Source organism: Ruegeria sp. CH2, assembly GCF_056537065.1.
Window position 1 is genome coordinate 122,079 of sequence record NZ_JBQFQV010000006.1, and the last position, 11,844, is coordinate 133,922.

Here is an 11,844-nt window from a genome sequence, read left to right on the forward strand (position 1 = left end):
AGTTAAGCCGCTTGAGTAGCGGAGAGAAAGCCCCGAAGCCGTTCGGATTCGGGTGATGTAAAGATATCTTCGGGCAAACCTTCTTCCTCGATCAGGCCCTGATGAAGAAATACCACGTGGCTCGAGATATCTGCCGCCATTTTCATGTCATGGGTCACGATGATCATGGTGCGCCCTTCTGCGGCCAGATCCTTGATCACCTTGATCACTTCCTGTTCAAGTTCGGGATCCAGCGCCGAGGTCGGTTCGTCGAACAACAGCGCCTGCGGTTCCATGCACAGCCCCCGCGCGATCGCGGCACGCTGTTGCTGACCGCCGGACAATTGCGCCGGATAGGCGTCGCATTTGTCGCCAATCCCAACTTTCTCAAGGTATTTGCGCGCGCTGTCTTCCACTTCGGCCTTGTCGCGGCCCAGAACGGTCACGGGGGCTTCCATCACATTTTGCAGGATGGTCATATGCGCCCACAGATTGAACTGCTGAAACACCATCGACAGGTTGGTGCGGATGCGCAGAACCTGCTTGGGGTCCGCGGGGCGGCGCCCATGGCTATCGCCCGACCATTTGACAGGTTCGCCTTTGAACAGGATTTCACCCTGCTGGCTGTCTTCCAACAGATTGCAGCAGCGCAGCAAAGTTGATTTTCCTGACCCCGACGACCCGATCAGCGAGACTACGTCGCCGCCATGCGCTGTGATATCCACCCCCTTCAACACTTCCAGATTGCCGAAGCTTTTGTGAAGGTTTTTGATTTCGATGACGGGAGCGATTTCTGTCACGGGCAGTCCAGTAGTTTGTGGTGTTGGTGCGGTAATAGGGCCGAAAAATTTGCTCAATGCAATGCGCAATTCGCAAATTCAGGGTCGGAAACAGCCAAAATGACCAAATGCACCGGACAATTTGGTCATCAGATTATCCGCTGTGCGCATGGCGGTGGCGGGGTCGGTACGGACAGGTACTCCTCCGCCGGGATGTCGATCAGCCCCTGAATATGCAGCGTTTTGCGGTCGTGTTCGGCAAGGCCGACTATTGCGGTTCGAACTGCGTCTGCGACCAGATCCGCGTTTTGGTCGGGTCCAGTAATATAGGGCAGGGTTGGTGTAGGAGAGGTTTTTGCCAATTCGCGCAGGCTTTTGCCCAGATCGGTATGTTCCTGCAACATCATCCAGGTCAATGCATCCAGCGCGGCGAAATCTGCCTTCCCGTCCGAGACCGCCTGCGCTGACAGCGCGTGACCGCCTGTTTCCAACAACGACGCAGGATTCAGGTTCTCTCGGGATAGATGCGTGATCGGTGCTGCCCAGCCGGATTGAGACAGCGCTTCGTTATACGCGAAGATACCGTCAGTCATGCCCGCCAGCGTGCGGTTGTCGTCGCGCCGCGCCACAAAGACCGAGCAATAATGCCCGGCAGGACAACCGGGCAGGCCGTAATCCGGGGTGCCCACCAGTTGAACCCGACCATGCAAGCGTGTGCGATAGGGCATTCCACAGGTCTGCGCCAGCACCAGTTCGGGATCAAGCCAGACCTGCCAAACATCGGTGTCTCGGGTCAGCTGTTCTGGCCCGCATCCCAAATGCGCACGAATCAACCCCCAGAACCGATCATTGGCGGCCTGAACCTCGGGCATGTCATACATGCCAAGCATGGCGATCAAGATTTAGCGGCCTTTTGCCGGGCCAAAGCCGAATCCACGTCGCTGACCCCTAGTAAGCTGACAACCAGACGCAGCAGCGAGTCCTCCTCACCCGTACGGTGGCCATCAGCCAGCGCCACCGACCACAGCGCCTGAACCACCGCCAGCCGGTTTTCATAAGCGACAGCTTCTTTGATGGCACGGGTAAAACGGACCGTGTCGGGGGCCTCGGCCTCAAGATCTTCGGCGCGGGCGCGCAAAGCCGCGCTTTCGAACGGGGACAAACCGTATCGTTCAGCCGAGATGCGGTCGATGCGCGCCATCTCAGAATCAGAATAATCGTTGTCAGATCGTGCCAGACGCACCAGCAGGGCCGTCAGGGCCAGGCGGGCATCATCTTCGACAAGCGGGTCGGGCTTGGGCTGTGTGAGCCTGGAAAGAAAGTCGCTGAACATGGGTAAGATATAGCGGGCGCTTAACTCACATCCAAGCGGCTTTGGACGCGCTCGCGCGCTGCCTGACTGTCATTATAGCTCAGGCCCATGGCAATGCGGGCTTCTTCGACGATCTTTATCTCGCCCTCGTCCGAACTGCCATCTGCCAGAACGATTTCCCACAACGCGTCAAGGGCTGCCAGCCGCTCTTTTAGGTCCGTGGTTTCCCGGATCAGTTTGCCGAACGTATCAGTTTCCGGTGCCGCAGCATGGAGCTTTTCGCAGGTGGCCCGAACCTTGGCCGCCTCAATCGCGTTATGCTGGTAAAGACGAGCCAGTATCTTGTCGATCAGACTGATCTCTTCCAGCTTATAATCGCGATCTGCCTGCGCGACGCGCACCATCAGAGCACCCAGAGCAAGTTCTGCATCCGGGTCCGGCAATTGTTCATGATGAGGCGGTCTGAGCGCCTTAAAGAACCTTTTCAACATAACAAACACCTAGACGACAGGTCGTGATCGGCCAAGCACGAAATGCCGGTCTTGCTATAGTATTGCGTGTGTCCCGCGCTGAACCAGAGCTGCGCGGCACCGGGTACACACCGGCCAACAATCAATCATTGCCCAATATCCATGAGTTTCAATTTGTCCTTAAGAAACAAAGGCCTGCGTTTACCAGGTCAGCGCCTCTTTGGTTGCGTTCTGCAACCAGGCCAGCATCTGGCGATAGGGGACCGGGCCGTAGCTGATCCGCGCGACCCCGAGCTTTGCCAGAGTGGCCGTATCCGGCGTGCCGGGCAGGGCGATGATATTGACCGGCAACGTGGTGGATTCGCAAAGCCGGGCGATCAGGGCTTCGTTCTTTAGCCCGGGGGCAAAGAATCCGCTGGCGCCTGCGTCAGCATAGGCATTGGCACGGGCAATGGCCTCATCCAGCATCGTGTCGTCATGGGTGTCCGCTGCGGCCTTCAGGAAGATATCTGTGCGCGCATTGACATAGCCGGGAATGCTTGCGCGCGCGCAAGCGTCGCACATCGCTTCAACGCGTTTGGCCTGAGTGGCGATATCGTAGAGACCGTCACCACCGATGATCTGGTCTTCAAAGTTGAACCCGACAACACCGCAGTCAAGTGCGCGCCGAACGTTTTGCGCGATCCCTTGCGGGTCTTCGGCATAAGCCCCCTCGAAATCCAGTGTTACCGGCAAATCAATCGCCGCAACGATGCGGCGTACATTGTCCAACGCGGCCTCAAGTGGAATGTTCTGCCCGTCGCCATAGCCCTGCGCCATGGCAACAGGGGCACTGCCGGTCGCGATGGCCTGGGCACCAGCGTCCCGAACGGCGCCAGCGCTGCCAGCGTCCCAGATATTGAACAGAATGACAGGATCGCCCTTCTTGTGAAGGCTGGTAAAGGTCACGGCTTTCTGGGACTGGCTGGTCATCGGAACTCTCCTGTTGTCACGTATCCTACAGCTAACGCTGAGAAAATGACCCGGCCAGAGTTTTTGCACCCAGCCAGGTCAATTTAAGGTGACGGCACAGGCACAGATTGCGTCAGCTTCGCAAAGCACCTGTGACATCCACCGGTTTGAAACCAAGGTCTCAGGCGTCGCCCGCAGCGCCAGAGACGAATTTCGCGCTAAACGCAGATTCGCCCAGACGTTGCAGAAGGCTCAGCTGTGTCTCCAGCCAGGCTTTATGACCTTCTTCTTCCATCAGGATGCGTTCGAACAGTGTACGCGAACCAACATCACCAACTTCGGCCGCCTGTTGCGCTGCATTGGTGTAGAAGTCGACGGCCTCACTCTCGTCTTTGAGATCAGAGGCGAACATCTCTTCCAGCGTGCCCGCTGCGGCTGGGCTTTTCTGAAACGCAAGCTCGGGGGTTCCACCCAGAAACAGGATACGTTCGATAAAGGCGTCAGAATGCACCAACTCTTCCTGCATCTCGCCCCGCATTTTCTCGGCCAGAATATCAAGGCCCCAGTCGTCCAGAACATGCGCGTGCAACTGGTATTGGTGCGCGGCAGTAAGCTCCATATGAAGCGCTTGCTGAAGGTTGGTGATCGTTGTTGCGTTGCTCATCGGAAATCTCCTGAAACCGTGAAATGCAAAAGCAGAAAACCTGCCTCTCCACACAGTTAAGAGGTCAGCCCCCACGAAACAACGTGGGGTGACAGTCCGACACAGTCAGGGATCAAACCAGGCGCGAGGTGTCTTTCGCGGCCCGCACAAATTCGCGAAACAGCGGATGCGGGTCAAACGGCTTGGACTTCAATTCCGGATGGTACTGAACGCCAATGAACCACGGGTGATCCGCCCATTCCACGATTTCGGGCAGACGTCCGTCCGGCGACATGCCCGAAAACTTCAGGCCCGCTTTTTCAAGCTTGTCGCGATACTTGATGTCCACCTCATAGCGGTGGCGGTGACGTTCCTCGATCTGCGTGCCGCCATAAACCTCGGCCACTTTGGATCCATCCGCCAATACTGCGTTGTAAGCCCCAAGGCGCATTGTGCCGCCCTTGTCGTCGCCGACCTTGCGCTCGACCTTGTGGTTGCCCTGTACCCACTCCTTGAGGTGATAGACCACCGGTTCAAACCGTTTCTTCCCGGCCTCATGGTCGAATTCCTCGGACCCGGCTTCGGCGATTCCCGCAGCGTTCCGCGCAGCCTCGATCACCGCCATCTGCATGCCAAGACAAATGCCCAGATAGGGAACCTTGTGCTCGCGCGCATATTGCGCCGCCTTGATCTTGCCTTCGGTGCCACGCTCGCCAAACCCACCGGGGACAAGGATGGCGTGGAAGCCTTCCAGATACGGGGCCGCGTCTTCGGTGTCGAAAACCTCGGCATCCACCCACTCGATCTTGACCTTCACGCGGTTGGCCATACCGCCATGGGTCAGCGCCTCGGCAATCGACTTATAGGCGTCCTCAAGCTGCGTATATTTGCCGACAATGGCCACTTTCACTTCGCCCTCGGCGTTGTGGATGCGGTCGCTCACATCTTCCCATTTGGCCAGATCGGGCTTGGGAGCGGGGCTGATCTGGAAGGCATCCAGAACGGCCTGATCCAGCCCCTCGCGGTGATAGGCCAGCGGCGCGTCGTAAATGGTGGACAGGTCCTGTGCCGCGATCACGCTGTCTGGGCGCACGTTACAGAACAGGGCCAGCTTTTCCCGTTCCTTGGTCGGGATCGGCCCTTCGGACCGGCAGACCAGAATATCGGGGGCCAGACCGATCGAACGCAGTTCTTTCACCGAGTGCTGGGTCGGCTTGGTTTTCAACTCACCCGAGGCCTTGATGTAAGGCAGCAGCGTCAGGTGCATGAAAATGCACTGCCCGCGCGGCTTGTCCTGACTGAACTGGCGGATGGCTTCAAAGAAGGGCAGGCCTTCGATATCGCCCACAGTGCCGCCAATCTCGCACAGCATGAAATCAACCTCATCCTCGCCTATGGCGATGAAATCCTTGATCTCGTTTGTGACGTGCGGGATCACCTGAATGGTCTTGCCAAGGTAATCGCCACGGCGTTCTTTCTCGAGCACGTTCGAATAGATCCGCCCGGAACTGACCGAGTCGGTCTTGCGGGCAGCCACGCCGGTGAACCGTTCGTAATGGCCCAGGTCCAGATCGGTCTCGGCACCATCATCGGTGACAAACACTTCGCCATGCTCAAAGGGCGACATCGTACCAGGATCGACGTTCAGATAGGGGTCCAGCTTGCGCAGACGCACCGAATAACCGCGGGCCTGCAACAAAGCGCCCAAAGCTGCCGAAGCCAGCCCTTTGCCCAAGGACGAAACCACACCACCGGTGATGAAAATAAAACGTGCCATAGTTTTTCGGCTGCTCCCGTGAGACGTCAAAATCAGCTGCCCGGCGGCTCCGAAAAACCGCTGCATCACGGGACTTCACGTATAAAGGATTCGCGCCAAAAGCGCAAGAGAACCGCAAGATGCTGTTGCAGTCCTCTCTCAGGTTTCTAGGTTTTGTGGATCAATCCGCCTGCGGGATCAGCGGCGCGTTGTCGTCCTGTGCCGGCGGCAGAAGATCATCAACCGACGGAATCGCCGGTGTGGTTTCTTCTGTCGAAGCTGGCGCTGGAACACCCAGACGGTCGATTACCGAGCTGCCCGAAGATTTCTGAGCCGCAAGAATGGTCAGCGTGATCGAGGTGACGATGAAACAGGCCGCCAGAATCCAGGTCACCTTGCCCAATGCCGTCGCTGCTGCGCGACCAGCCATGGCACCGCCACCACCCATACCCAGGCCGCCGCCTTCGGACCGCTGCATCAGGACAACGGCGATCAGGCCCAGAGCCAGAAGAAGATGGATGATGAGAACGACGTTTTCCATGGTGGTCCTGTACAGCGTGGCGTGTATCGCGTGGTACTTATGCAAGTTTGCCAGCGGGGGCAAGTCAGGAGTTGGCATCAACTTCTTTGATGTATCCCATCACGTCAAAGGGACTGGACAGTGTGTCGATTTGTGACGCAGGCTGCGGCCATGCCACATGACGATCACGACCACCCGCATGCCCTGTTACCACCTGAACCCGCATTGCGCGTCAAAGCGCTCGAGACGATTTTAACCCGCAAAGGGCTGATCGATCCGGCGGCTCTGGATGAGATTATTGACACTTATCAGAACAGGATCGGGCCGCAAAACGGCGCGCGCGTTGTTGCCAAAGCCTGGAGCGACCCTGCCTTCAAAGCTGCCCTGCTTGAAGACGCCACTCCGGTCGTGGCCGACCTTGGCTATTATGGCCGCCAGGGTGAACATATGGTAGTGGTTGAGAACACACCGGACCGGCACAATATGGTCGTCTGCACGCTGTGCAGCTGTTACCCTTGGCCGCTGCTGGGCATACCGCCCGGATGGTACAAATCCGACGCCTACCGCGCCCGCGCAGTGCGAGAACCGCGCAAGGTGCTGGCCGAATTCGGCGTCACCTTGCCCCAAGACACATCTGTACGGGTTTGGGATTCGACAGCCGAGGTTCGCTATCTCGTCTTGCCCATGCGCCCTGTAGGCACAGACGGGATGAGCGAAGAGGGGCTTGCCGCGCTTGTGACGCGCGACAGCATGATTGGCACGGGCCTTCCAAGGGTGCCCGCATGACCCGCGTTCACGATATGGGAGGCCGTTTCGGTGATGGTCCGATAAACCCCGAGACAGAGGATGCGCCGGTCTTTGCCGAAGACTGGCACGCCCGCGCTCTTGCGGTGACACTTGCATCTGGTTTTCTGGGGCAGTGGAACATCGACGTTTCGCGCCACGCGCGCGAACGCCTGTCCCCGAAGGATTACACCCGGTTTTCCTATTATGAGAAATGGATATCCGGTCTGACCGATCTGCTGGTCGAAAAGGGTGTTCTGACATTGGATGATCTGCGTGGCGTGAGCGGCGACGAACCGCACCCCTTGGCGGACAGAGCACTCAAGGCGGAAGCGGTGTCCGCTGCGCTGGCCAAAGGCGGGCCTGCGGACAGGCCTTCCAATGTCGCGGCGCTGTATTCTGTGGGGCAAGAGGTTGTCACGGTCCGACCGGCGGCAAATCGCCTCGTGGATGGAGGTCACACGCGCCTGCCTGTCTATGCATCCGGTGCCAGGGGCCGAATCCTGCGCCTGCACGGAACCCATGTTCTGCCCGATTCCAATGCGCATGGGTTGGGTGAGGCGCCAGAGCCGATTTATGCAGTGGTCTTTGCGGCATCAGAACTCTGGGCCGCCCCCGAACATCCCGCTGACCAGGTGGTTCTGGACCTCTGGCAAAGCTACCTGCAACCGGAATGAACGACTGCATCACATACGGAGCCCCCGAGCCGGTTTTTGCTGAGCCCTGGCACGCTCAGGTCTTTGCCGTCACAGTCGCGCTGAACGAGGCCGGGCGGTTCGAATGGGCGGATTGGGCGGCGCGTTTTTCAGCGACATTGAAACGCAACGGGCTTGCCCGGGAACTGGATGGCGGTGACGATTACTTCCACGCATGGCTGGAAACGCTTGAGGCATTGCTGGCCGAACAGGGCGCTGCCATGCCGAAGGATGTGCTTGATCTGCGTAAGGCCTGGGAAGAGGCTTACCTGACCACTCCGCACGGACAACCTGTCCACTTGCGATGACAGGGTAGGGGGGCTCTGCCCCCGCCGCCCGTTCCGGGCGCCTCCCCCGGGATATTTAAAGCCAGGTGAAGTAGGGGATCCGCTCTTCATCTGGCTACAAATATCCCCGCCGGAGGCATCGCGCGCCTGCGCGATTTTCCTCTGCGGCGAAATATCGGTTTCCCTGCCGTTTTTGCCCCGCTATATGAGCCGGGTTTGATCACTCAGCACGAAAAGGACCGGATATGGCCAACGTGGTTGTTGTCGGCGCCCAATGGGGCGACGAAGGAAAAGGCAAGATTGTCGACTGGCTCAGCGAAAGGGCGGACGTAATCGCGCGTTTTCAGGGCGGTCACAATGCCGGTCATACGCTGGTGATCGACGGCGAGGTCTATAAGCTGCACGCGCTTCCTTCGGGTGTGGTACGCGGCGGCAAGTTGAGCGTTATTGGCAATGGGGTGGTTCTGGACCCCTGGCATCTGGTCAATGAGATCGCAACCATCCGGGCGCAGGGTGTTGAGATTACGCCCGACACGCTGATGATTGCCGAAAACACGCCGTTGATTCTGCCGATTCACGGCGAGTTGGATCGTGCGCGCGAGGAAGCTGCGAGCAAAGGCACCAAGATCGGAACAACCGGTCGTGGAATTGGCCCGGCCTATGAAGACAAGGTTGGGCGGCGTTCCGTTCGCGTTGCCGATCTGGCGGACGAAGCCACGCTGGAGGCCCGCGTGGACCGCGCATTGCAACATCACGATCCGTTGCGCAAGGGTCTGGGTATCGAACCGGTTGACCGCGACGCGCTGATTGCCCAGCTCAAAGAGATCGCGCAACAAATTCTGCCGTTTGCGGCACCTGTCTGGAAAGTGCTGAACGAAAAGCGCAAGGCCGGGAAACGCATCCTGTTTGAAGGGGCGCAGGGCGCGCTGCTGGATATCGATTTTGGCACCTATCCCTTTGTGACGTCGTCGAACGTGATTGCGGGGCAGGCGGCAACCGGTGTTGGAATCGGACCGGGCTCGATCAATTTCGTGCTTGGCATTGTTAAGGCCTATACCACCCGCGTTGGAGAAGGGCCGTTCCCGACCGAGTTGGAAGACGCAGACGGTCAGCGTCTGGGTGAACGCGGGCACGAATTCGGCACGACAACAGGCCGCAAGCGCCGCTGCGGCTGGTTCGACGCCTGTCTGGTGCGCCAGACCTGCGCCACCAGCGGCGTGAACGGCATTTCGCTGACAAAGCTGGATGTTCTGGACGGGTTTGAGACCCTTAAGATCTGCACCGGGTATGAGCTGGATGGCGAGCGTTTGGATTACCTTCCAACCGCAGCTGATCAGCAAGCCCGCTGTACCCCGATTTATGAAGAAATGCCGGGGTGGAGCGAATCGACCGAAGGCGCGCGCAGCTGGGCCGATTTACCTGCAAATGCGATCAAATATGTACGTCGGGTCGAAGAACTGATCGAATGCCCGGTGGCACTTTTGTCCACCAGCCCGGAGCGGGATGACACCATTCTGGTGACAGACCCCTTTGCCGACTGATGAGCGAAAAACAGAAGACAGGGTTGAGTTACAAGGCACGCCGGCGCTGGTCGCTGGTGATCCTTGTGCTTGGCCTTCCGCTGTACATCATCGCTGTTGTGACGATCGTGAACTTGCTGGGGCGTCCTCCGATCTGGATTGAGTTGCTGGTCTATATCGTGCTGGGCATCCTTTGGGCCCTGCCGTTCAAGTTTGTGTTTCGCGGCGTCGGTAAAGAAGACCCCGATCAGTCCTAGCGCTCGTCAGGTACGTGTAAATGACCGGGCCTGCTGAGCACTGCGCAGGATTACGCGCGGTCCTCGGAGGTATATTGTCGGCTGTCTGGTATCAGTCGAAACGCTCGGGCTTTGTCATTCAGGGCAGGCGTATGGTCCAATGGCAAAAAGCAAAAAGGCCGGGGGCAAACCCGGCCTTGCTTGGAAACCTTGTGGCGTGATCAGCCTACGGCACGCTCGTCATCGGGGCGAAAACCGATCAGGTTGGACGCCGCGAAACGCCCACCTCCGGCTTTCTCGATTTTACCATCGCGCAGCAACTGTCCAAAAGAACGCAGGCTTTCTTCGCGATTGAACTCGTCCTGTTTCAGTGAACGCACCTTGTTCATCAGCTGCGGGCGCGAAAACTGCTCCTGACCTTCGATGAAGGACAGATATGCGGCAGCCGCTTCCAGAAGATCAGGCAGCGATTGCGCACCCTGTTCCTGTGCAAACTGTGCGAAACCGCCTTCCTCCGATCCGGTTGCGTCCTGGTCTGCGGTGACACGACGTGGCGAGACCGGGCTTGCGGATGTTCCGTGTTCATCCACCCGCTGCTCGGCCACCAGCTTGAGCGGCGCTGGAGCTTCCGGTGCCGGACGCATGCTGGTTACCTTGATTTCGGGTCGCCGTGGGCTGACCACGGATGCCAGATCGCCGCGATATTCCCGGTCGGCCGCCTCTTCCGAGCGTGCCTGACCGTCGCGGTCGGCTTCGGTGGCTGCGACGGCGGTGCGCAAGTGCGAATAGGTTTCGCGCGCATCGCTGCTGCTGGGGTCATCCATATGCTCGCCGGTCTTTGCCATCAGGCGCGACATATCCTGATCGGGATCCGCATCGTCCGCCAGTTTTTGGCTCGAACGACCGGACAGGTGCTGTTCGATCTCGGAAATTTCGGTCAGCAGGTGCATTTCGTCGTCTGCCGTCAAAACACCCTGCGCCAGGTCTTCCTCGACCGGTTCGTCGTCGGATTCAATTGCTACGTCTTCTACGTTGAGGATGTTGGGGGCATCCTCTTCGTCGAAATCGTCTTCGGCAACGTCTGCAAGATCAGCGAACAGAGGCTCGGCGGCGGTCTGATCCGCCACCGGTGTGTCTTCGATCTCGTCGATTTGCAAGGGCTGGGGGGTCAGGGGCGCCTGCAGGTCAACGTCTTCTTCGATCTGAGTTTCAGCAACTTCGGGGATCAGCGCATCAGCTGTCTCAGCCGCTTGCGGTTCTTCAGCTTCCTGATCCTGCATCTCGTCAATCGCAGGTGCCGCAGGCACTTCGGTTTCCTGGGCTTCAGGCTCTGTGGGCTCGGCAAAGTCTTCCGCGCTGAGCGCACCGGCCTCAAACGCGGCGGCCACTGCATCTACCGGGGGGGCGGTATTGGCCAACAGCGGTGAGTCTTCGTCTTCGGAATACTCGGCCGCGGGCACATCGGAATGAGAGACGACTGCGCGAATGCGTTGCAGTTTCGCCGCGATGCTGTCAGCGGCCGGGGGTGGGGTGTCCGCGACAGGTTCCGCTTCGGCGAACCCGGTCTGCGCAGGGGCCGGTTGTGGCTGAACGTGAGCGGGAGTTTCGGCAACATTGATCGTGGCCGTGTGCGGGGCCGGCTCTTCAGCAGCGACAGGGGTTTCGGTTGTCTGAGTGGCGCGCAGCAACAGGCCGGATTCGTTCTGACGGGCTTCGACGCGCTGCGACGCATCGCGCCGGGCGATGCGGGTCAGCATTTCGGCATCAGGTTGCGGGGGTTCCGAGCCGAAGTAACGATCATCCGCTGCGAGATCGCGGAAATATTCGGCGATGGCTTTCATCGTTTCAAAGGAATCATCGAATCCTTCCAAAGTGCAGGAGAAGGTTCCATATGAAACGGTTAGTACCTTGTT

14 protein-coding genes are annotated in these 11,844 nt (G+C 58.8%); 5 read left to right on the forward strand and 9 right to left on the reverse strand.

The genetic code is table 11. The features are described from left to right. Positions 1–2: 2 nt before the first annotated feature. The 8 genes from ACR0M9_RS10875 to secG form a co-directional block, all read right to left on the reverse strand. A complete protein-coding gene (locus ACR0M9_RS10875) occupies positions 3–779 on the reverse strand; it encodes an ABC transporter ATP-binding protein (RefSeq protein WP_267365283.1) in 777 nt (258 codons plus the stop codon). 128 nt (positions 780–907) lie between these two features. After that, positions 908–1,657: a phosphate/phosphite/phosphonate ABC transporter substrate-binding protein gene (locus ACR0M9_RS10880; RefSeq protein WP_480481552.1), complete on the reverse strand. Its 750-nt coding sequence runs from the start codon at positions 1,655–1,657 to the stop codon at positions 908–910. Further along, the gene (locus ACR0M9_RS10885; protein ID WP_209504296.1) at positions 1,654–2,091 is read right to left on the reverse strand and encodes a tellurite resistance TerB family protein; all 438 of its coding nucleotides are present in this window, start codon (positions 2,089–2,091) and stop codon (positions 1,654–1,656) included. The genes ACR0M9_RS10880 and ACR0M9_RS10885 overlap by 4 nt, the downstream gene beginning before the upstream one ends. Before the next feature lie 20 nt (positions 2,092–2,111). Next, entirely contained in the window at positions 2,112–2,561 is a 450-nt protein-coding gene (locus ACR0M9_RS10890; protein ID WP_209504295.1) for a tellurite resistance TerB family protein, read from the reverse strand. 180 nt (positions 2,562–2,741) lie between these two features. After that, a complete protein-coding gene (locus tag ACR0M9_RS10895) occupies positions 2,742–3,512 on the reverse strand; it encodes an isocitrate lyase/PEP mutase family protein (protein WP_480481550.1) in 771 nt (256 codons plus the stop codon). A 160-nt stretch (positions 3,513–3,672) separates the two neighbouring features. Further along, a complete protein-coding gene (locus ACR0M9_RS10900; protein WP_267365948.1) occupies positions 3,673–4,155 on the reverse strand; it encodes a bacterioferritin in 483 nt (160 codons plus the stop codon). 112 nt (positions 4,156–4,267) lie between these two features. Next, positions 4,268–5,911: a CTP synthase gene (locus ACR0M9_RS10905; RefSeq protein WP_480481546.1), complete on the reverse strand. Its 1,644-nt coding sequence runs from the start codon at positions 5,909–5,911 to the stop codon at positions 4,268–4,270. 160 nt (positions 5,912–6,071) lie between these two features. After that, on the reverse strand, positions 6,072–6,431 hold the full coding sequence (gene secG, locus ACR0M9_RS10910) for a preprotein translocase subunit SecG (RefSeq protein WP_480773610.1): 360 nt from the start codon (positions 6,429–6,431) through the stop codon (positions 6,072–6,074). Between the two features lie 150 nt (positions 6,432–6,581). Between secG and nthA the strand changes: the two genes are divergently transcribed. From nthA to ACR0M9_RS10935, 5 genes are all read left to right on the forward strand, one after another. Then, positions 6,582–7,196 carry a nitrile hydratase subunit alpha gene (gene nthA / locus ACR0M9_RS10915; RefSeq protein WP_480481542.1) on the forward strand — a complete coding sequence of 205 codons (615 nt, stop codon included), beginning with the start codon at positions 6,582–6,584 and terminating at the stop codon, positions 7,194–7,196. After that, entirely contained in the window at positions 7,193–7,870 is a 678-nt protein-coding gene (nthB, locus tag ACR0M9_RS10920; RefSeq protein ID WP_480481540.1) for a nitrile hydratase subunit beta, read from the forward strand. Before nthA ends, nthB begins: the two co-directional genes overlap by 4 nt. Beyond that, positions 7,867–8,196: a nitrile hydratase accessory protein gene (locus ACR0M9_RS10925; protein ID WP_480486048.1), complete on the forward strand. Its 330-nt coding sequence runs from the start codon at positions 7,867–7,869 to the stop codon at positions 8,194–8,196. Before nthB ends, ACR0M9_RS10925 begins: the two co-directional genes overlap by 4 nt. Positions 8,197–8,420: 224 nt before the next feature. Further along, on the forward strand, positions 8,421–9,716 hold the full coding sequence (locus ACR0M9_RS10930) for an adenylosuccinate synthase (RefSeq protein WP_209504287.1): 1,296 nt from the start codon (positions 8,421–8,423) through the stop codon (positions 9,714–9,716). Then, positions 9,716–9,952: a DUF2842 domain-containing protein gene (locus ACR0M9_RS10935; protein ID WP_480481534.1), complete on the forward strand. Its 237-nt coding sequence runs from the start codon at positions 9,716–9,718 to the stop codon at positions 9,950–9,952. Before ACR0M9_RS10930 ends, ACR0M9_RS10935 begins: the two co-directional genes overlap by 1 nt. A 200-nt stretch (positions 9,953–10,152) precedes the next feature. Here ACR0M9_RS10935 and ACR0M9_RS10940 read toward each other — a convergent pair whose 3' ends face one another. Continuing rightward, positions 10,153–11,772, reverse strand: coding sequence for an RNA polymerase sigma factor (locus ACR0M9_RS10940; RefSeq protein WP_480773568.1), 1,620 nt, complete (start codon positions 11,770–11,772; stop codon positions 10,153–10,155). Positions 11,773–11,844: the final 72 nt, after the last annotated feature.

Coding starts and splice junctions, on each gene's coding strand:
- ACR0M9_RS10890 (WP_209504295.1), bottom strand. CDS start 2,561: ATGTTGAAAAGGTTCTTTAAGGCGCTCAGACCGCCTCATCATGAACAA.
- ACR0M9_RS10925 (WP_480486048.1), top strand. CDS start 7,867: ATGAACGACTGCATCACATACGGAGCCCCCGAGCCGGTTTTTGCTGAG.
- ACR0M9_RS10895 (WP_480481550.1), bottom strand. CDS start 3,512: ATGACCAGCCAGTCCCAGAAAGCCGTGACCTTTACCAGCCTTCACAAG.
- ACR0M9_RS10900 (WP_267365948.1), bottom strand. CDS start 4,155: ATGAGCAACGCAACAACGATCACCAACCTTCAGCAAGCGCTTCATATG.
- secG (WP_480773610.1), bottom strand. CDS start 6,431: ATGGAAAACGTCGTTCTCATCATCCATCTTCTTCTGGCTCTGGGCCTG.
- nthA (WP_480481542.1), top strand. CDS start 6,582: ATGCCACATGACGATCACGACCACCCGCATGCCCTGTTACCACCTGAA.
- ACR0M9_RS10930 (WP_209504287.1), top strand. CDS start 8,421: ATGGCCAACGTGGTTGTTGTCGGCGCCCAATGGGGCGACGAAGGAAAA.
- ACR0M9_RS10940 (WP_480773568.1), bottom strand. CDS start 11,772: ATGAAAGCCATCGCCGAATATTTCCGCGATCTCGCAGCGGATGATCGT.
- ACR0M9_RS10935 (WP_480481534.1), top strand. CDS start 9,716: ATGAGCGAAAAACAGAAGACAGGGTTGAGTTACAAGGCACGCCGGCGC.
- ACR0M9_RS10905 (WP_480481546.1), bottom strand. CDS start 5,911: ATGGCACGTTTTATTTTCATCACCGGTGGTGTGGTTTCGTCCTTGGGC.
- ACR0M9_RS10885 (WP_209504296.1), bottom strand. CDS start 2,091: ATGTTCAGCGACTTTCTTTCCAGGCTCACACAGCCCAAGCCCGACCCG.
- nthB (WP_480481540.1), top strand. CDS start 7,193: ATGACCCGCGTTCACGATATGGGAGGCCGTTTCGGTGATGGTCCGATA.